The sequence below is a fragment of the Pseudomonas sp. JY-Q genome (assembly GCF_001655295.1).
GTDB classification, from domain to species: domain Bacteria; phylum Pseudomonadota; class Gammaproteobacteria; order Pseudomonadales; family Pseudomonadaceae; genus Aquipseudomonas; species Aquipseudomonas alloputida.
Genome location: NZ_CP011525.1, coordinates 2,766,652 through 2,785,496 on the forward strand (window position 1 = coordinate 2,766,652; position 18,845 = coordinate 2,785,496).

General features: G+C 63.2%; 17 protein-coding genes. 9 read left to right on the top strand and 8 right to left on the bottom strand.

Annotation, left to right across the window (positions count from 1 at the left end):
* Nucleotides 1–53 precede the first annotated feature (53 nt).
* A complete protein-coding gene (locus AA098_RS12535; protein WP_004577197.1) occupies nt 54–575 on the top strand; it encodes a sigma-70 family RNA polymerase sigma factor in 522 nt (173 codons plus the stop codon).
* On the top strand, nt 572–1,324 hold the full coding sequence (locus AA098_RS12540) for an anti-sigma factor (protein ID WP_064614288.1): 753 nt from the start codon (nt 572–574) through the stop codon (nt 1,322–1,324). Before AA098_RS12535 ends, AA098_RS12540 begins: the two co-directional genes overlap by 4 nt.
* Nucleotides 1,325–1,364: 40 nt before the next feature.
* On the opposite strand, the gene xthA is transcribed toward AA098_RS12540, so the two are convergent.
* Complete coding sequence (gene xthA, locus AA098_RS12545; protein WP_003248046.1) at nt 1,365–2,177, bottom strand: exodeoxyribonuclease III; 813 nt, start codon at nt 2,175–2,177, stop codon at nt 1,365–1,367.
* 162 nt (nt 2,178–2,339) lie between these two features.
* On the opposite strand from xthA, the gene AA098_RS12550 reads away from it, so the two are divergent.
* From AA098_RS12550 to AA098_RS12560, 3 genes are read left to right on the top strand one after another with little or no spacing between them, the layout of a single operon-like run.
* The gene (locus AA098_RS12550; RefSeq protein ID WP_004576713.1) at nt 2,340–2,990 is read left to right on the top strand and encodes an N-acetyltransferase; all 651 of its coding nucleotides are present in this window, start codon (nt 2,340–2,342) and stop codon (nt 2,988–2,990) included.
* Between the two features lie 52 nt (nt 2,991–3,042).
* A complete protein-coding gene (locus AA098_RS12555; RefSeq protein WP_047604984.1) occupies nt 3,043–4,785 on the top strand; it encodes an autotransporter assembly complex family protein in 1,743 nt (580 codons plus the stop codon).
* Nucleotides 4,782–8,456 carry a translocation/assembly module TamB domain-containing protein gene (locus tag AA098_RS12560; protein WP_054888991.1) on the top strand — a complete coding sequence of 1,225 codons (3,675 nt, stop codon included), beginning with the start codon at nt 4,782–4,784 and terminating at the stop codon, nt 8,454–8,456. Before AA098_RS12555 ends, AA098_RS12560 begins: the two co-directional genes overlap by 4 nt.
* A gap of 19 nt (nt 8,457–8,475) precedes the next feature.
* Here the strand turns inward: AA098_RS12560 and AA098_RS12565 are convergent, their stop codons facing one another.
* The 4 genes from AA098_RS12565 to AA098_RS12580 all read right to left on the bottom strand — a co-directional run bounded on the left by AA098_RS12565 (nt 8,476) and on the right by AA098_RS12580 (nt 10,905).
* Nucleotides 8,476–9,030, bottom strand: a complete 555-nt coding sequence (locus tag AA098_RS12565) for a DUF2589 domain-containing protein (protein WP_010953797.1) — start codon at nt 9,028–9,030, stop codon at nt 8,476–8,478.
* Between the two features lie 74 nt (nt 9,031–9,104).
* On the bottom strand, nt 9,105–9,749 hold the full coding sequence (locus tag AA098_RS12570; protein ID WP_012052541.1) for a DUF2589 domain-containing protein: 645 nt from the start codon (nt 9,747–9,749) through the stop codon (nt 9,105–9,107).
* Nucleotides 9,750–9,814: 65 nt separating this feature from the next.
* On the bottom strand, nt 9,815–10,195 hold the full coding sequence (locus AA098_RS12575) for a Mor transcription activator family protein (RefSeq protein ID WP_003248057.1): 381 nt from the start codon (nt 10,193–10,195) through the stop codon (nt 9,815–9,817).
* Nucleotides 10,196–10,446: 251 nt separating this feature from the next.
* Nucleotides 10,447–10,905, bottom strand: a complete 459-nt coding sequence (locus AA098_RS12580; protein ID WP_003248060.1) for a hypothetical protein — start codon at nt 10,903–10,905, stop codon at nt 10,447–10,449.
* A 151-nt stretch (nt 10,906–11,056) separates the two neighbouring features.
* On the opposite strand from AA098_RS12580, the gene AA098_RS12585 reads away from it, so the two are divergent.
* Nucleotides 11,057–11,245 (top strand): hypothetical protein, encoded by a 189-nt coding sequence (locus AA098_RS12585; RefSeq protein ID WP_003248064.1) that lies wholly within the window; start codon nt 11,057–11,059, stop codon nt 11,243–11,245.
* A 36-nt stretch (nt 11,246–11,281) separates the two neighbouring features.
* Here AA098_RS12585 and AA098_RS12590 read toward each other — a convergent pair whose 3' ends face one another.
* Nucleotides 11,282–11,656: a hypothetical protein gene (locus AA098_RS12590; RefSeq protein ID WP_003248065.1), complete on the bottom strand. Its 375-nt coding sequence runs from the start codon at nt 11,654–11,656 to the stop codon at nt 11,282–11,284.
* 196 nt (nt 11,657–11,852) lie between these two features.
* On the opposite strand from AA098_RS12590, the gene AA098_RS12595 reads away from it, so the two are divergent.
* On the top strand, nt 11,853–14,165 hold the full coding sequence (locus tag AA098_RS12595) for an acylase (protein WP_060538862.1): 2,313 nt from the start codon (nt 11,853–11,855) through the stop codon (nt 14,163–14,165).
* 81 nt (nt 14,166–14,246) lie between these two features.
* On the opposite strand, the gene AA098_RS12600 is transcribed toward AA098_RS12595, so the two are convergent.
* Together AA098_RS12600 and AA098_RS12605 are read right to left on the bottom strand one after the other, a co-directional pair.
* Nucleotides 14,247–14,969 carry a UDP-2,3-diacylglucosamine diphosphatase gene (locus AA098_RS12600; RefSeq protein WP_004576710.1) on the bottom strand — a complete coding sequence of 241 codons (723 nt, stop codon included), beginning with the start codon at nt 14,967–14,969 and terminating at the stop codon, nt 14,247–14,249.
* A complete protein-coding gene (locus AA098_RS12605) occupies nt 14,966–15,466 on the bottom strand; it encodes a peptidylprolyl isomerase (protein ID WP_064614290.1) in 501 nt (166 codons plus the stop codon). The genes AA098_RS12600 and AA098_RS12605 overlap by 4 nt, the downstream gene beginning before the upstream one ends.
* A 248-nt stretch (nt 15,467–15,714) precedes the next feature.
* Here AA098_RS12605 and AA098_RS12610 point away from each other — a divergent pair, with 248 nt between their 5' ends.
* Nucleotides 15,715–17,418 (top strand): glutamine--tRNA ligase/YqeY domain fusion protein, encoded by a 1,704-nt coding sequence (locus AA098_RS12610; RefSeq protein WP_003248073.1) that lies wholly within the window; start codon nt 15,715–15,717, stop codon nt 17,416–17,418.
* A gap of 9 nt (nt 17,419–17,427) precedes the next feature.
* Nucleotides 17,428–18,810, top strand: a complete 1,383-nt coding sequence (gene cysS / locus AA098_RS12615; RefSeq protein WP_014591235.1) for a cysteine--tRNA ligase — start codon at nt 17,428–17,430, stop codon at nt 18,808–18,810.
* Nucleotides 18,811–18,845 lie beyond the last annotated feature (35 nt).

Sequence of the window (18,845 nt, forward strand, 5' to 3'; positions counted from 1 at the left end):
GTTCACAGGCGTCTGCCCTTTACACTGACAACCCCAGAGGCCGGGACCTAGCCATGCATGATTTGGACGACCACCAGTGGCGCGAGCTGCTGGCCCGCCTGCGCCGCTTTGCCGTGTGGCTGACCCGCGAGCCGGGCAGCGCCGACGACCTGGTGCAGGCCACGGTCGAGCGGGCCCTGAGCCGTCGCGACCAGCAGCGGGACGCTGATGCCCTGCGTGCCTGGCTGTTCACCATCCTTTATCGACAGTTCCTCGACGGTAAGCGCCGCGAGCGATTGCATGCGCGCTGGTTGTCCTGGTTCGGCCGTAACGAGCACGACGATGAGCCGGTCGGTGACAACCTCGAAACCATCGTCCTGGCACAGGCCGACCTGCAGGCGTTTGCCCGGCTGACGGCGGAGCAGCGTGCCTTGTTGTTGCTGGTCAGCATCGAAGGCTTGAGTTACAAGGAGGCCGCCCAGGCCTTGGGCATCCCCATCGGCACTGTGATGTCGCGCCTGTCGCGCGCGCGCAATGCCTTGCGCGAACTGACCGAGGGCAACCCCCAGCCCCCGGCCTTGCGGAGACTGAAATGACGCGCCTGATCCCCAGCGATGACGAATTGCACGCTTACGTCGATGAGCGCCTGGAACCTGTGCGCCGGGCCGAAGTGCAGGCCTGGCTGGCGGCCAACCCGCAAGCTGCGGCACGGGTGGAAGGCTGGCGCGCCGATGCCCGGCGGCTGCGCACAGCGCTGGCCGGATTGGGCGAGCTGCCCGGTGCGGCGCAGCTGGACCTTGGCCAGTTGCGTCGGCAATTGCGCCAGCGTCGGCAGCGGCGTTGGGCGGCGGCGGCGGTGGTGATGCTGGCGTTGGGTGTGGGGGGCTTGGGCGGCTGGCAAGTGCGCGATGCAACCTTGGCGCGGGTCGACCTGCCCATGGCTGATGCTGTTCAGGCGCACCGTTTGTTTGCCAGCAGTGAAGCACTGGATATCCAGGCCAGTGATCCTGGGCGGTTGCGCGACTGGCTAGGCCGTCATTTCAGCCGGGTGGGCCAGTTACCGGACCTGGCGGGGTATGGCTTCAAACCGGTGGGCGCCCGCTTGCTCAGCAACGAGCAGGGGCCGGCTGCATTACTGGTATTCGAAGATGGCAAGGGCCAGCGCATCAGCCTGTTCCTGCGCTCGCCGGGCGACCTTTATCGGCGCATGCCGGACGGGCAGCGGGTCGATGGCCAGCTGGAGGCGCGGTACTGGTCGCATGGGGCTTATAACTTTGCCTTGGTCAGCGCGGCGGACGATGTGCGTGGGGCGGGGGTGGGGGAGGCGTTGAGGTTGGGGTTGTGAGTGTGGGCCCAAGGTGTGCACCTTGGGCCCGTCACCCGAATCAGCTCAACTCCAGCCAGATCGGCGCATGGTCCGACGGCTTTTCCATCCCGCGCAGCTCATAGTCCACGCCCGCTGCCTTGATGCGCGGCACCAGCGGCTGCGAGGCCATGATCAGGTCGATGCGCAGGCCGCGCTTGGGCTCGTCCTCGAAGCCGCGGCTTCGGTAGTCGAACCAGCTGAAACGGTCGGTCACCTCCGGGTACAGGTGGCGGAAGCTGTCTACCAACCCCCAGCCTTTCAAACGTTCCATCCACTCACGCTCCTCCGGCAGGAAGCTGCACTTGCCGGTCTTCAGCCAGCGTTTGGCGTTGTCCGGGCCAATGCCGATATCACAGTCTTGCGGCGAGATGTTCATGTCGCCCATCACCAGCACTGGCTGGTCGTTGCGGAACTGGCTTTCCAGCAGTGCCTGCAGGTCGCTGTAGAAGCGCTGCTTGGCCGGGAACTTGGTGGGGTGGTCGCGGCTTTCGCCTTGGGGGAAATAGCCGTTCATGATGGTGATCGGGCTGCCGTTGGCATCGGCAAAGGTACCCCAGATGAAGCGGCGCTGGGCATCCTCTTCGTCGGTGGCAAAGCCCTTGTGCAGGCTCAGCGGCGGCTGGCGCGACAGCAGGGCCACGCCGTAGTGGCCTTTCTGGCCATGGTAGTGCACGTGGTAACCCAGTGCCTGCACGTCGGCCAGCGGGAACTGATCGTCGCTGACCTTGGTTTCCTGCAGGCCGATCACGTCCGGCTGGTGCTTTTCGATCAGCGCCGCCAGCTGATGCGGGCGGGCCCGCAGGCCGTTGATGTTGAAACAGACGATCTTCATGGAAAGACAATCCCGGTAAAAGGCGCGATGCTAGCCGACATCGACCTGCATCACCAGCATGGCGGCCAGGCGAGCCTGCTGCTAACGTGCTGTTGGGGGTGAACGAAGCACGCTGGGGCACCTCCAAGGCACTGAACGCCCATTCCAGGAGGTCTGCCCGCAATGCCCGAAACCACAGCCGCCCCGGCCCGTGTCTGCCTGCTCGACGATGGTTACAGCCGCGAGGCACGTTCGCTGCTGTACAACGCCTACCGCCACGAGCCCACCTTCGCCTACATCTTCGAAGCCCAGCGCCCGGGGTATGAGCGGCGCCTGCGGGTGATGGTGCGCGAATGGGTGCGCCAGCACTTCTACCTGCAACTGCCCGCCATCGGCCTGCTGGTCGAGGACCGCCTGATTGCCCTGGCCCTGATCGTGCCGCCGCAGCGCCGGCTGGGCGTGGCCGACAGCTGGGCCTGGCGCCTGCGCATGATGCTGGGTACCGGCCTGCGCTGTACGCGGCGCTACATGGACTACCAGGCTGCATTGGCCAGCTGTCTGCCCACTGACCAGGTGCATGTGTTGCCTTTGCTGGGGGTGCACCCGCAGTTTCAGGGCAAGCACTACGGCGAGCAATTGTTACAAGCTGTGCACGACTGGTGCGCGGAAGACCCAGGCACCCAAGGGGTGGTGCTGGACACCGGTAACGAGCACTACCTGGCTTTTTACCAGCGTCAGGGTTATGAGGAAATTGGTGAAGTAGCTGTAGGACCAATCCGAGAGAGGGTGTTCTTTCATCCTAATCCAGTCTCTTCAAAACCCGCTTTTGCCTGAACAGGCCGCCGGGCGGCTCCCTTGAGCGCCTGGCTCTGGTAGCATGCGCCGCATGACGTATTCAGGAAGATTGACCTGGGGCCTGGTATTCTGGGTCGCCAGTTTCGCAGCATGGGGCCAGAGCGAGTTGTTGGTGAAGGTGAAACCGGCCAACAAGGCGCTCAAGGCCAATGTCGAAGGCTATATAGGCACATTGGGTGACCGCGACGAAGAAGCACTTTTACGCTTCAGTCGCGGGGCAGAGGAGCAGGCGCGCAAAGCGGCGCAGGCACTTGGCTACTATCAAACGCAGATCGATACCGAGGTCAAGCCTGCCAGCGACGCCGACCATCCCCCGCAACTGATCATCAGCATCAACCCGGGCGAACCGATTCGCCTGCGCAACGTGACCGTGCGCATCGAGGGCCCTGCCAGCGAGATGAAGGCCTTCCGCGTGCCTAACAGCAAGGCCCTGCGTGCGGGTGAACAACTCAATCACGGCCATTACGAGGATGCCAAGCGGTTGATCCAGAACCAGGCGTCGCGCTATGGCTTCTTCAGTGGACGCTTCAGTAGCCAGCGCCTGGCCGTTGACCCACAAGCGGGTGTGGCGGATATCGAACTGGTCTACCAGAGTGGCCCGCGTTATCGCCTGGGCGCCGTCACCTTCGGTGGCGACGCGCCGCTGGACGAGGACCTGCTGCAGCGCATGGTTTCGTTCAAACCGGGCACCCCTTACGACTCGGAACTGATCGCGGAACTGAACAACGACCTGCAATCGAGCGGCTATTTCGAAGGCGTGCGTGTGGATGCGGCACCCACTGCTGCTGTGGGCGAAGAAGTCCCGGTGGATGTTCACCTGGAAACCCGTAAACCACGCACCATGGGCCTTGGCCTGGGCTTCTCGACCGACGTCGGGCCACGCGGCAAGGCCAACTGGACCCGCCACTGGGTCAACCCGCAAGGTCACAGCTATGGCTGGGAAACCGAACTGTCGGCACCGCGCCAGAACGTCGGCCTGTGGTACGACATTCCGCTTGATCCGCCGCTGACCGACAAGCTGCGCTTTGCCGGTGGCTACCAGAACGAGGAGCTTGCCGGCACCGACACGCTCAGCAAGCTGTTGACGGTCGGCCCCGAGTGGCACAGCAAGCTGCCCAGTGGCTGGCAGCGGGTGATTTCGCTCAAGTACCAACGCGAAGAATATCGCCTGGGTGACGACTCCGGTTTGAGCAACCTGCTGATGCCAGGCGTCAGCTATTCCTTCCTGCGCAGTGACAACCGTATCGATCCGCACAACGGCTATCGCCTGCAGTTCGATGTTCAAGGTGCCAAGGAAGGGCTGGTTTCCGACACCAACCTGCTGCACGGCAACGTATTGCTCAAAGGCCTGACCACGCTCGGCCACAACCATCGCTTTCTCGGGCGCGTACAGTTTGGTGGCAGTGCGACCAATGGCTTCAAGAACAACATTCCGCCGTCGCTGCGTTTCTTCGCAGGTGGCGACCAGAGTGTGCGCGGTTACGACTACCAGACCCTGTCGCCGAAGAACAGCGACGGTGACCGTATTGGCGGGCGCTACCTGGTGGCAGGCAGTGTCGAGTACCAGTATTCGCTGACCGAAAAATGGCGGGTCGCGACGTTCGTCGACCAAGGCAACTCGTTCAATGACCTGGAGCTGCCCAGCCTCAAGACCGGTGTCGGCTTTGGTGTGCGCTGGGTATCGCCGGTCGGGCCGCTGCGCCTGGACCTGGCCAAGGCGCTGGATGACGAAGGGGGCATTCGCCTGCACTTTTCCATGGGGCCCGAGCTGTGAAACGCGTAATCAAATTTACTTCACTGGGCCTGCTGGGGGGCGTCGCGAGCATGGGCCTGGTGCTCGGCTTGCTGCTGGGTACCCAGGCCGGCAGCCGCTGGGCACTGGGTAAGGTGCCCGGGCTTGAAGTGGCCGACTTCCAGGGTCGCCTGGCGGGCAGTTGGCAGGCCAGCCGGCTGACCTGGGCCGACGGCGGCAGCACGGTAGAGATGCAGGCGCCGTCGCTGGCCTGGTCGCCTGCTTGCTTGCTGCGCGCTAGCTTGTGCATTGACCGGTTGCAGGCAGACCGCATTGACATGGCCTTTGCGCCAAGCACCGAACCGACCGAGAGCGCCCCGCTGCAATTGCCGACCCTGCGCTTGCCGCTGGCCATCGAACTGGGTGAGGTCAAGGTCGGGCAGCTGCGCCTGGATGGCAGCGACCTGCTTGGCGATTTGCAACTGGCTGCGCACTGGACCAGCAGCGGGATACGCATCGACAGCCTGCGGCTGCTGCGCGACGACCTGCAACTGAGCCTGCAGGGTGACCTGCAACCCGAAGGCGACTGGCCGGTAACACTACAGGCGCAATTACAGTTGCCTGCGGTAGACGAAAAACCCTGGCAACTGGCATTGACGGCCAAAGGCCAATTGCAGAAGACGCTGGAGCTCGCCGGCACCAGCAGTGGTTACCTCGATGCCACATTGAGCGGGCAGTTGCAGGCATTGGCCGAGCACCTGCCGGCGACCTTGCACATCCGCTCCGAGGCGTTCAAGCCGGCTGGTGCGTTGCCTGACACCCTGCAATTGAACGCGCTCGAGCTCGATGCCAAGGGCGATCTGCTCGATGGCTATCAACTGTCTGGCAGGGCCAGCCTGCCGGCCGAGCAGTCACCGATCGCCTTGGTCCTGTCCGGCCTGGTAGACAGTAAAGGCGCCAGGCTCGATGCCCTGGACCTGACCGCCAGCGACAGCCAACGGGTCAAGCTGCAAGCCACGGCTGACTGGCAGCAAGGCCTGAGCGCCGATGCGCAGCTGGACTGGCAGGACTTCCCGTGGTTGCGTCTGTACCCACTGGAGACACCGCCCGAGGTCACCCTCAAGCGCTTCAATACCCAGGTGCATTATCGTGATGGCAATTACCAGGGGACTTTCACGGGGGACCTGGACGGCCCGGCAGGAGCGTTCAGCCTGGCCAGCCCGTTCGAAGGTGACCTCACCCAGGTGAAACTGCCGCAGTTGGCGCTGACTGCCGGCCAGGGCAAGGCAGCCGGCAGTGTCGCCGTCCGTTTTGCCGACACCCTGGCCTGGGATGTCGACCTGCAGCTCTCCGCGCTCGACCCGGCCTATTGGCTGGCCGAGCTGCCCGGTACCCTGGCGGGGCCACTGCGCAGCAAAGGCGAACTGAAAGGCGATGCACTTACCCTCGATGCCCAGCTTGACCTCAAAGGCCGCCTGCGTGGCCAGCCAGCCATGCTCAAGGCCGAGGCCCAAGGGGCAGGGCAAAGCTGGACCCTGGGCGCACTGGCTATCCAGCTGGGTGACAACCGCATCAACGGCAGTGGCAGCGTGCAACAGCGCCTGGCGGGGCAAGTCGACCTTGACTTGCCGCGCCTGGGCCAGTTGTGGCCAAGGCTGCAAGGCGGGGTCAAGGGCCGGCTGGATGTCGCCGGCACCTTGCAGGCCCCGCAAGGTACGCTCACCCTGCAGGGCCAGCGCTTGGCCCAGGGCGAAAACCGCCTGCAGCAGTTGGACCTGGATGCCCGCCTGGACAACGCCCAACGCGGTGTAGTCGGGCTCAAGGCAACCGGTATCCACCTGGGTGATACCGCCTTGGGCACGTTGCAGGCCAACGGCAAAGGCGACATTCGCCAACAGGCCTTGACCCTCGCGCTGGATGGCCCGCAGCTCAAGCTCGACCTTGGCCTGGATGGCCAGTTGAACAAAGGTGACTGGCGCGGACGCTTGGCCACTGGCCGCATCCAGGCCGGTGGCCAGGACTGGCAGTTGCAGGCGCCCGCACGCCTGCAGCGGCTGGCCAGCGGCCAGCTTGACTTCGGGGCCCACTGCTGGCGCTCCGGCCAGGCAAGCCTGTGTGGCGACGACCAGCGGCTGGCCCCCGAACCGCGCCTGCGCTACCACCTCAAGCAGTTCCCGCTGGGCAGCCTGGCCCAGTGGCTGCCGAAGGACTTTGCCTGGCAAGGCCTGCTCAATGCCGATATCAACCTGGACATCCCGGCCAGCGGCCCCAAGGGCACTGTCGTTGTCGATGCCAGTGGTGGCACCTTGCGCGTGCGCGACAAAGGCCGTTGGGTCGATTTCCCTTACCAGGCCCTGCGCCTGGACAGCACGCTGGCACCGCGGCGCATCGATACGCGCCTGGCGTTTCGCGGTGAGCGCCTGGGTGAGCTGAACGTCAACGCCCGGCTCGATCCGCTGGGCAAGAACAAACCGTTGTCGGGTGATTTCCGACTGGCCGGGCTGGACCTGTCGGTGGCCCGCCCATTCGTGCCCATGGTCGAACGCCTGGCCGGGCAGCTCAATGGCAGTGGTCGGCTTTCAGGCACCTTGCTGGCACCTCAGGTCAACGGCAACCTGATGCTCAGCGGTGGCGAAGTCAGTGGCGCCGAGCTGCCGGCCAGCCTTCAGGACCTGTCATTGCAGGCGCTGATTGCCGGCGAGCAAGTGCAGCTCAACGGTAACTGGCGCAGTGGCGAGGCGGGACGTGGCCAGTTGAGCGGCAACCTCACCTGGGGGCAGGCGCTGGGCATGGACGTGCGTCTGCAAGGCCAGCAACTGCCGGTCGCGGTCGAGCCCTACGCCACACTGGAAGTTGCCCCGGACCTGACCTTGCGCCTGATCGATGACAAGCTGGCGGTGACCGGCAAGGTGCAGGTGCCCAAGGGCAAGATCACAGTACGAGAGCTGCCGCCGTCCACGGTCAAGGTGTCGGATGACACGGTAATCGTCGGTCACCAGACCGAGGAAGGCAAACCACCCATGGCAATGGCCATGGACATCGATGTCGAAGTCGGCCGCGACAAGCTGTCGTTCAGCGGCTTCGGGCTGACTGCCAACCTGCTGGGTCATGTGCACATCGGCGATAACCTCGATACCCGTGGCGAACTGAGCCTGGCAGACGGCCGCTACCGTGCCTACGGCCAGCGCCTCACCATACGCCGGGCGCGTCTGCTGTTCGCCGGCCCGATTGACCAGCCATACCTGGACATCGAAGCGATCCGCAAGGTTGACGATGTGATAGCCGGCATCCGCCTGAGCGGCAGCGCCGAGCAGCCGACGACCAAAGTGTTCTCGGAGCCGGCCATGAGCCAGGAGCAGGCGCTTTCGTACCTGGTATTGGGGCGGCCATTGGGCAATACCGGCGAAGATAACAACATGCTCGCCGAGGCGGCCCTGGGCCTGGGCCTTGCCGGGAGCGCCGGCATAACCGGCAGCCTGGCGTCGAGCCTGGGGATCGACGACTTTCAGCTGGATACCGAAGGTTCTGGCAACAGCACCAGCGTGGTCGCCAGCGGTAACCTTACCGAGAAACTCAGCCTTCGTTACGGGGTGGGCGTGTTCGAACCGGCCAACACGATCGCGTTGCGTTACAAGCTGAGCAAGAAGGTTTACCTCGAGGCCGCCAGTGGGCTGGCAAGCTCTCTGGACATCTTCTACAAGCGCGACTTCTAGGCCCGCAGCGTGGCGGCCATCAACGGACGGTGGCCGCCTCGATGAACTCGTTGGTGTCGGGTGAGGGCGGTGGAGTGGTGGCGCGTACCGGGACGATCAGGTTGGTGTATTCCTCGATCAACCGGTTCAGGGCCTCTGGCGGTTCGCTCGCCTGGAACTGCATGCGGATCTGCACTTCGTCGGGGTCGCGGTTTTCGCCCTGGCGGCCTTGGCCACCAATGGTGACCTTGAAGCTCGCGGCCTTGCTCTCGCTCGCGGTCAGCAGTGCCTGCTGCGCCTCGGTGCCTTTGACCCTTACCGACAGGTCGACCTGCATGCGCTCAAGGGCCAGGCCTTTCGGTGACACCAGCGCAAACAGGGGGACGCGCATGATGTGCTGCCCATCCATGGCCACCTCGACCATCTTGGCTTTCATGGGGGCGCCCAGCGCTTCTGTGTCGCACTCGAAAAACTGGTCGAACAGGTTGATGTACTGCTGGGCAATCAGGCTGTTGGTGGCACTGGCGGCTTCTTGCAGGCCGCGGGTAATTTCACGCAGGTCAATGGAGGTCATGGGGGCGGGGGGCTTTTGCAACGATTCGACTCCTCAGGCCAGGGTGTGCCCCTCCGGCTACCGGCAGGAAGGGCTATGGGGCAAGCGCTAGCGTTTTACGGGGTCGGTAGGTTTGCAGGCGCGGCCCGTTTCAAGGTGTCCGCCTGGGATATTTCGTCCGGGCTTTCCAGTGCGGCGGTTCGGACAATGGTTGGCTTGGTTGCGGCGTCAGTGAGGAACTCGATTACCCTCATCATCGCTTCGGGCGGTTCCTGACGCTTCAGGGTCGTGTTGAAGGCATAGCGGGCACGGGTGTCTGTTTTACGGGTTTGCGTGGATTTGTGGCTCACGCTGCCTTTCACGTTAAGCCTGAACGGCCCCCATCCCAGTGAGCCGGTAGCTTCTGCACTCATGTCCTTGTTGGAAACATCTTCCGACATCTGGTTGATAACCAGCTCGAATTCAACATTACCCTCTTCGATGGAAATGTTCGGGTGGGTAATGGCCGCCATCAGCGGCACTTTCATGGTCTTGCTGACCACCCCTTTGTATTCGCCCTGTTCGTCGACGATGGTTTCGTCGTAGTCGAACTGAATGGCTACTGCCTTGCCATCCTGGACACATACCTGCATCAGGAAGTCGGCGTAGGATTTGCTGGCGGTGACCTGCGCCTGGACCATGGCCTGCAAGGGACCGGCGATCATGCGGTCCATCGGCAGGGCATTGATCACGGAGCCTATAAGGCTGTTATCTAACGACATATCGGGAAGCTCGCTCTATCTAGTGGGTTAAGGCCGCCGCGAATAGCAGCCAAGGTGTTCGGGCGTCAGCGCGTGCAAAGCTCCTGGCGCCGGATGTTGCCGATCTGTCGCAGGCTCAGGCCGTACTTGTTGGCCAGCAGGCTGCGGGACAAACCGTTGGCGCTTTCCTTCTGGATCTGCTGGTTGCGCAGCTGACGCAGAAAGTGGTCAGCCTTGGGGATCTCCAGGGCGACCCCGGCAAAGCGCTTGATCAGTGCGTCGAGCGCTTCGGCCGGCAGCACGTCAGCGAGCTTGGTGCGCTCGCGGTGCTTGGGGATGTACTTGGGCCTGCCGCCGTAGGCGCAGGTCAGTTGGTAGGCGTTTTCGATGCCGATACAGTCGATCAGTGCCTGCAGCGAGTGGGGCAGTTGGCTGATATCGATCTGGCTCAAATCTGGCATTTGCATATGGCGCTCCTTCGGGGTAGATGGGATGTGCGACCCGATCACCCGCGGCGTTATGTCGAAGGTGTGAGCAAATTCTGTGCGACAGCCGAGGCGCGTCGCTAGGCGGCATATGGGTTGGGGGTTGTAGCTTCGGTGAACAGGATTTGCAGGCAGCGATATCTGGCGCTGTAGGAAATGGCGTCGACATCTGGCTGTGCTTCCTGGTTTCCTGTCGTGTCGCTCGCGATGATGCGGAGCGGGTGCGGCACCCCTCAATCGCACGGGTAGCTGCTCAGCAAGCTGGCGCTACCCAGATAGGCTTGAGGGGTGGCGCGCATGCCCGGCGGCAACGTGCGCCAATCGACCAGCAGGCACAGCGCGTGCAACGGCTGGCCGTTGCGCTGGCCGATGACCTGGTCGGCAAAGTGGCGGCGGTACAGTACCTGGGTCTGATTCAGAGGCTGTGCCTGGTCGGCCTGCGCCAGCGTTTGTCGGGCCAGGTCGGGCAAGCGGGCTGTGGGCACGCTGAAATGTACCGGTGCAGTTTCGGTCTGCAGGTAACCGGCCTGGCGTACGCGTTGCCACAGTTGTTGCCATTGGCTGGCACCGGCATGGGTGGCCAACTCGCGGCCCAGTTCGAGCAGGTGTTCGGCCGGCGTCTGCTGGGTGTCCAGTGCATGAAGCGAGAGCGGGGTCAGTAACAGCGATGCGAACAACAGGGGTTTGTACATGGTGCCTCCGGCGTGGGTGCTAGGAAGCCCCATGCTTTCAGGCTGACGTCACCCCACCCAGCAGGAAATCCAGCGCCGGGGGCGGTGACCGTTGTATCATTGCCGCGGCTCGTTGCGAGCCATTTGCCCCTGATGTTGCAAGGAACATTCGATGACACACGTGCAGCGCCTCAAATATTCACTTCTGATCATCCTGGTGGTACTGGGCCTGATGCTGGGCCTGTCCCACCTGCAGAAGCAGGGCACGATCAGTGAGCAGACCTTCCAGATGCTGGCCATCGCCATTGCCGTGGTGGTCGTGGTGATCAACGGCATTCTGCGGCGCAAGGTCAAGCCCTGATCTGCGCGGGCCGGCCAGGTATGGCCGGCCATGCGCTCAGCGCGAGGGTGTTTGCTCCAGTACGGCGCGTGCCTGGGGGTTGAGCCTGTAGCACTTGTCGCTACCCAGTTGTATGACGCCTTCGGTACACAGGCGCTTGAGCACTTCACGCACGCTGAGGAACGACAGCGGGATATCCAGCTGTTCCAGTTGTGCGTGCACCCCGCGTACGCCAATACTGCGGCCATTGCGGTCGGCGGCGTGCAAGGCATCGATAACCTTGAGGCGGATAAGGCTGGTGCGCAGGCCGAAGGTGCGCAACAGCTCGCGGATCTGTTCGTTGCCGATTCGTTCTTCAGCAAATACGTCCTGTTCCTTGGACGCTTTGCCTGGCGCGCGCCCGGCCTGGATCGAGGTTTGCGGGTTGTACATGCGAATGCTCCTTTTCGTGGACGAACCCGAAATGTGGGTGGCTCACTTACTAGGACGAATGAGAACGCAAAAACTGCAACCCATTCGTGAAAAAAATGCCTGTTTCTCATCAAGACGTTCCATCGCCTTGTAATACGTAAAATATTCATCTGGCCATTCGTCTGATCGGGATGACCCCCGAACCCGAGGAGTGCCCGTGTTTCCACTTTGCCGTCCCATGACTTGCGCCGGCCTGGCCGCTGCCCTGGTGGCCTTCAGCGTCGGTGTGCAGGCGCAGCCCGCGATAGCCGACGCCAGTGCCCAGATCCGCTATACCCGATACGGCGTACCGCATATCGTGGCCAAGGATGAGCGTGGCCTGGGCTATGGCGTCGGCTATGCCTACGCCCAGGACAACCTATGCCTGCTCGCCAATGAAGTGCTGACCGTGAGCGGTGAGCGCTCACGCTATTTCGGCGCCAAGGGCAAGACCCTGGAGCAGCGTGACAACCTGACCAGCGACCTGTTCTTCACCTGGCTCAATAGCTCAGCGGCGGTCGATGCCTTCCTGCAGGCGCAACCTGCGCCGGTGCAGGCATTGCTGGCGGGATACGCCAGCGGCTACAACCGGGCGTTGGTCGAACGCCGTCGTCAAGGGCTGCCCGCCGAGTGTGGCGATGGTGAGTGGGTGCGGCCCATCAGCAGCCAGGATCTGGTCAAACTGACCCGCCGTTTACTGGCCGAGGGCGGTGTCGGGCAGTTCGTTGAGGCGTTGGCAGGGGCGCAACCGCCAACGCTGGCCCGTCAGCAATCATCCGCGGGCTTTGCCAGCGCGTTGGCCCGGCAGGAGCGGTTCGCCGCGGAGCGCGGCAGCAATGCGGTGGCAGTAGGCGCGCAGCGTTCAGCCAATGGCCGCGGCCTGTTGCTGGCCAACCCGCACTTCCCGTGGATGGGCGGCATGCGCTTCTACCAGATGCAACTGACCATTCCCGGCCAGCTTGATGTGATGGGCGCGGCGCTACCGGGCCTGCCGGTGGTCAACATCGGTTTCAACAGGCACCTGGCGTGGACGCACACCGTCGACACCTCCAAGCACTTCACGCTCTACCGTCTGCAACTCGACCCCAAAGACCCGACCCGCTATGTGCTCGATGGCAAGTCGCTGCCGATGGCCCGGCAAACCATCCGTGTGGCGGTCAAGGGCACGGATGGCAGCCTGAGCCAGATTGAGCGGCCGGTCTACAGTTCGCAGTTCGGCCCGGTGGTGCAATGGCCAGGCCGCCTGGACTGGGATGCGCAGGCGGCCTACAGCGTGCGAGACGCCAACCTTGAGAACTCGCGGGTGTTGCAGCAGTGGTACCAGATCAACCGAGCCGGCAGCCTGGCGGCATTGAAGGGATCGGTCGAGCAGTTGCAAGGTATCCCTTGGGTCAACACGCTGGCCGTGGACGAGGGAGGGCGGGCCTTGTACCTGAACCAGTCGGTAGTGCCCTATGTTGACCAGCAACTGTTGGATACCTGCAGCAACCCGCAGGCACAAGGGCGCCTGGTGGTGCTGGATGGCTCGCGGAGCGCATGCCAGTGGAAGGTTGACGCGCAGGCGGCGCAACCGGGCATCTTCCCGGCGCGGCTGCTGCCAAGCCTGGAGCGTGAAGACTTCGTTCAGAACTCCAACGACCCGGCCTGGATGGCCAACCCGGCGCAGCCGCTGACCGGCTACTCTCCACTGGTCAGCCGTAATGATCAGCCGCTGGGCATGCGTGGCCGCTTTGCCTTGCAGCGCCTGCAGGGCAAAGCCCGGTTAGGTGTAGATGAACTGCAGCGCATGGTCACCGATGACGAGGTGTACCTGGCCAGCCTGGTGTTGCCAGACCTGCTGCAATGGTGCAAGGGTGCCAGCGCAGATGTGCAGGCCGTGTGCAGCAGCCTGACCGCCTGGAACGGCAAGGCCGACCTCGACAGTGGTATGGGCCTGGTGCACTTCCAGAACCTGTTCAATGCGCTGGCCGAGCACCCGGAAAGTTGGCGAGTGGCATTCAACCCGGCCGACCCGCAGCACACCCCGCGCGGCCTGGCTGTCGAGCAGGCGGCGGTGAGCAGGTTGGTACATCAGGCAGCACTGGCGTCGCTCAAGCAGGTCAGTGAAAGTGGCGTGGCCGGGGAAGCGCGCTGGGGGCAGGTGCAACAGGCCCTTGATGGTACGCCGGTACCGGGCGGCCCGCAGGCGCTAGGGGTGTACAACGCGATCTACAGCGTGCCGCACGGGCAGGGCAAGCGGCTGGTGGTGAGTGGCACCAGCTACCTGCAACTGGTCAGCTTTACCGACAAGGGGCCAGACGCCCGTGGCCTGCTTGCGTTTTCCCAGTCGAGTGAGAAGGCTTCGGCGCATGCCAGTGACCAGACCAAGGCATTTGCGGCCAAGCAACTGGCGGTGATTCCGTTTACCGAGGCTCAGATCAAGGCAGACCCGGCGTATCGGGAAGTGGTGATCAGTGAGCGGGACAAGGGGGCGGTAGTCAGCCAGCCCTGAGGCGTCAGCCTGCGCCGGCCCATTCGCGGGTAAACCCGCTCCTACAGGGGCCTGCGGGCTTGCCCGCGAGACCCTGTAATGTCAGGAAAACTCGAACGGCGCCAACTGAAAGCCCTGCTCGTCAACCTGCAAGGCCCAACCGCGGCGATCCCAGTCGCCCAGCACGATACGCCGTGCCGGTTGGCCATCGACCACCAGCTTGTGAATCGCTGGCCGATGGGTATGGCCATGCACCAGGGTGCGCACGCCATGCGCCGCCATCACCTTGGGTACTTCTTCCGGCGTGACGTCGACAATCTCAGTGGACTTCATCCGCGTTTGTGTACGGCTTTCATTGCGCAGCTTGCGCGCCAGCCTGTAGCGGGCCGACAGCGGCAGGTGGCGCAGGATCCACAAGCTCAGCGGATTGCGCAGCAGGCGGCGCATCTTCATGTAGCCCAGGTCGCGGGTGCACAGGGTGTCGCCATGCATCAGCAGCACCTGTTCACCGCCCAGCTCGATCACGCTGGGGTCGTGCAACAAGGTGCAACCAGCGGCATCGCAGAAGGCCTGGCCAATCAGGAAGTCACGGTTGCCATGCATCAGGTAGATGGCCGTGCCACTGTCGCTCAGCCGGCGCATGGCCTGGCAGATCGACTGCTGGAAGGGCGTCATGGCATCGTCGCCAATCCACGCTTCGAAGAAGTCACCAAGGATGTACAGGGCCTTGGCGTGGCGGGCGCGGCCATCGAGCAGATCAAGAAACGCCCGGGAAATATCCGGGCGTTCTTCTTGCAGGTGCAGATCAGAGATCAGCAGAATCACTCAATGATCTCGGCTTTCTCGATGATCACGTCGTCCTTCGGTACGTCCTGGTGGCCAGCTTTGGAACCGGTGGCCACTTTTTCGATGGCGTCGACCACTTCACGGCCTTCGATCACTTCGCCGAATACGGCATAACCCCAGCCTTGCACGTTCTTGCCGCTGTGGTTGAGGAAGTCGTTGTCGGAGGCGTTGATGAAGAACTGCGCCGAGGCGGAGTGCGGCTCCATGGTACGGGCCATGGCAATGCTGTACTTCTTGTTCTTCAGGCCGTTGTCGGCTTCGTTCTGGATGCTGGCGCGGGTTTTCTTCTGGCTCATGCTGGCCTGGAAGCCGCCGCCCTGGATCATGAAGCCTTTGATCACACGGTGGAATACGGTGCCATTGTAGTGGCCGTCCTTGACGTACTGAACGAAGTTTTCGGTAGTCAGTGGCGCTTTCTCGGCGTCCAGTTGCAGGACGATGTCGCCGTGGTTGGTGGTCAGTTTGACTTTGGACATGCTGAAACTCGCTCTTTCAAGGCAATCAGAAATTAGGGTGCGCAGGGCGCCGGTTATCACCTGACGTATGTTCAGGCGATCACGACACATGGCGCGCACTGGCCATTTTGCCAGGCTGCGGCAAAAAGCCGTGATAAATCACATCAGTTTGTCCGGGCGCGGCTGTCAGCAGCTTGACTGCTTCGGCTATGATAGGCCCTTTGATTCAATCGGCCTACCCAGGCTGGACACACGCATTCAAGGATCCTATGAGCAAGCCCACTGCCGACAACGCGCCCAACGCCGCTGCCAAAGGCGCCCCCGCTGTCCCTGCGAACTTCCTGCGGCCGATCATCCAGGCCGACCTGGACTCGGGCAAGCACAGCAGTATCGTCACCCGTTTCCCGCCGGAGCCCAATGGTTATCTGCACATTGGCCACGCCAAGTCGATCTGCGTCAACTTCGGCCTGGCCAAGGAATTCGGCGGCGTCTGCCACCTGCGCTTCGACGATACCAACCCGGCCAAGGAAGACCAGGAGTACATCGACGCCATCCAGAGCGATGTGAAGTGGCTGGGCTTCGACTGGGCCGGCGACGTGCGCTATGCCTCCGACTATTTCGACCAGTTGCACGACTGGGCGGTCGAGCTGATCAAGCGCGGCAAGGCCTACGTCTGCGACCTCACCCCTGAGCAAGCCAAGGAATACCGCGGCAACCTCAAGGAACCGGGCAAGAACAGCCCGTTCCGCGAGCGTAGCGTGGAAGAAAACCTCGACCTGTTCGCCCGCATGAAGGCTGGCGAATTCCAGGACGGCGAGCGTGTGCTGCGGGCCAAGATCGACATGGCCTCGCCAAACATGAACCTGCGCGACCCTATCCTGTACCGCATTCGCCATGCCCACCACCACCAGACCGGCGACAAGTGGTGCATCTACCCCAACTACGACTTCACCCACGGCCAGTCGGACGCCATCGAGGGCATTACCCACTCGATCTGCACCCTGGAGTTCGAAGGGCATCGTCCGCTGTACGACTGGTTCCTCGACAACCTGCCGGTGCCGGCACACCCGCGCCAGTACGAGTTCAGCCGCCTGAACCTGAACTACACCATTACCTCCAAGCGCAAGCTCAAGCAGCTTGTGGACGAGAAGCACGTCGATGCCTGGGACGACCCACGCATGTCGACCTTGTCCGGCTTCCGTCGCCGTGGCTACACGCCGGCTTCGATCCGCAACTTCTGCGAAATGATCGGCACCAACCGTTCCGACGGTGTGGTCGACATGTCGATGCTCGAGTTCAGCATCCGTGACGACCTGGACCGCACCGCGCCACGCGCGATGTGTGTGCTGCGCCCGCTGAAAGTGGTCATCACCAACTACCCTGAAGGCCAGGTCGAGCAGCTTGAGCTGCCACGTCACCCGAAGGAAGACATGGGCGTGCGTGTGCTGCCGTTCTCCCGCGAGCTGTACATCGACCGCGACGACTTCATGGAAGAACCGCCGAAGGGCTACAAGCGCCTGGAACCGGCCGGTGAAGTGCGCCTGCGCGGCAGCTACGTGATTCGTGCTGACGAAGCCATCAAGGACGCCGACGGCAATATCGTCGAACTGCGTTGCTCGTACGACCCCGACACCCTGGGCAAAAACCCTGAAGGCCGCAAGGTCAAGGGCGTGATCCACTGGGTGCCGGCCGAGGGCAGCGTCGAATGCGAAGTGCGCCTGTACGACCGCCTGTTCCGCTCGCCGAACCCGGAAAAGACCGAGGAGGGCGGCAGCTTCCTGGACAACATCAACCCGGCTTCGCTGCAAGTACTCAGCGGTTGCCGTGCCGAGCCGTCGCTGGCCCAGGCGCAGCCCGAGGACCGCTTCCAGTTCGAGCGTGAAGGCTACTTCTGCGCCGACCTGAAAGACAGCCAGCCGGGTCGCCCGGTGTTCAACCGCACTGTCACCCTGCGTGACTCCTGGGGCAGCTGAGGAACCGCCGTGCTTACCATCTACAACACCCTGAGTAAAACCAAGGAAGTCTTCAAGCCGCTGGATGGCAACAAGGTGCGCATGTACGTGTGCGGCATGACCGTGTACGACTACTGCCACCTGGGCCATGGCCGCAGCATGGTGGCCTTCGACCTGGTCACCCGCTGGCTGCGCAAGAGTGGCTATGAGCTGACCTACGTGCGCAACATCACTGACATCGATGACAAGATCATCAACCGGGCCAACGAGAACGGCGAAAGTTTCGACGCCCTGACCGCCCGCATGATCGACGCGATGCACGAAGACGAGCGCCGCCTGAACATTCTGCCGCCGGACCAGGAGCCGCGTGCCACCGACCATATCGCTGGCATGCACGCGATGATCCAGACCCTGATCGACAAAGGGTACGCCTACGCGCCAGGCAATGGCGATGTGTACTACCGGGTCGGCAAGTTCGTCGGCTACGGCAAGCTGTCGCGCAAGAAGATCGAAGACCTGCGTATCGGTGCACGCATCGAGGTCGACGAAGCCAAGCAGGACCCGCTCGACTTCGTCCTGTGGAAGGGCGTCAAGCCGGGCGAGCCAAGCTGGGAATCGCCATGGGGCCCGGGTCGCCCGGGCTGGCACATCGAGTGCTCGGTCATGTCCACCTGCTGCCTGGGCGAGAGCTTCGACATTCACGGCGGCGGCAGCGACCTGGAGTTCCCGCACCACGAGAACGAGATTGCCCAGAGCGAGGCGGCCACCGGCAAGCAGTACGCCAACGCCTGGATGCATTGCGGCATGATCCGTATCAACGGCGAGAAGATGTCCAAGTCGTTGAACAACTTCTTCACCATCCGCGACGTGCTCGAGAAGTACCACCCGGAGGTGGTGCGCTACCTGCTGGTGGCCAGCCACTACCGCAGCGCGATCAACTACTCGGAAGACAGCCTGCGTGACGCCAAGGGCGCGCTGGAGCGCTTCTACCACGCCCTGCGCGGCCTGCCACGGGTGGCGGCCAAGGGTGGCGAAGCGTTTGTCGAGCGCTTCAGCGTGGCGATGAACGACGACTTCGGCACCCCCGAAGCCTGTGCCGTTCTGTTCGACCTGGTGCGCGAGATCAACCGCCTGCGCGACAGCGACGTGGAGGCTGCTGCTGGCCTGGCCGGTCGACTGCGCGAGCTGGGTGATGTGCTGGGTGTGCTGCAGCTGGAGGCCGATGACTTCCTGCGTGCCGGTGCCGAAGGCAAGGTCGATGCGGCTGAAGTCGAGGGCTTGATCCAGGCGCGCCTGCAGGCGCGTGCGGACAAGAACTGGGCTGAGTCCGACCGCATTCGCGATCAGCTGACCGCCATGGGTGTAGTGCTGGAAGACAGCAAGGGCACGACGACCTGGCGCCTGGCTGACTAAAGCAACTGGGGCTGCGTTGCAGCCCTTCGCGGGCA

Bases quoted from the DNA above. Each gene is read 5' to 3' on its own strand.
- AA098_RS12555 (WP_047604984.1), top strand. From the start codon at position 3,043: ATGACGTATTCAGGAAGATTGACCTGGGGCCTGGTATTCTGGGTCGCC.
- AA098_RS12550 (WP_004576713.1), top strand. From the start codon at position 2,340: ATGCCCGAAACCACAGCCGCCCCGGCCCGTGTCTGCCTGCTCGACGAT.
- AA098_RS12585 (WP_003248064.1), top strand. From the start codon at position 11,057: ATGACACACGTGCAGCGCCTCAAATATTCACTTCTGATCATCCTGGTG.
- AA098_RS12580 (WP_003248060.1), bottom strand. From the start codon at position 10,905: ATGTACAAACCCCTGTTGTTCGCATCGCTGTTACTGACCCCGCTCTCG.
- AA098_RS12570 (WP_012052541.1), bottom strand. From the start codon at position 9,749: ATGTCGTTAGATAACAGCCTTATAGGCTCCGTGATCAATGCCCTGCCG.
- AA098_RS12590 (WP_003248065.1), bottom strand. From the start codon at position 11,656: ATGTACAACCCGCAAACCTCGATCCAGGCCGGGCGCGCGCCAGGCAAA.
- AA098_RS12535 (WP_004577197.1), top strand. From the start codon at position 54: ATGCATGATTTGGACGACCACCAGTGGCGCGAGCTGCTGGCCCGCCTG.
- AA098_RS12575 (WP_003248057.1), bottom strand. From the start codon at position 10,195: ATGCAAATGCCAGATTTGAGCCAGATCGATATCAGCCAACTGCCCCAC.
- AA098_RS12540 (WP_064614288.1), top strand. From the start codon at position 572: ATGACGCGCCTGATCCCCAGCGATGACGAATTGCACGCTTACGTCGAT.
- xthA (WP_003248046.1), bottom strand. From the start codon at position 2,177: ATGAAGATCGTCTGTTTCAACATCAACGGCCTGCGGGCCCGCCCGCAT.
- AA098_RS12605 (WP_064614290.1), bottom strand. From the start codon at position 15,466: ATGTCCAAAGTCAAACTGACCACCAACCACGGCGACATCGTCCTGCAA.
- AA098_RS12610 (WP_003248073.1), top strand. From the start codon at position 15,715: ATGAGCAAGCCCACTGCCGACAACGCGCCCAACGCCGCTGCCAAAGGC.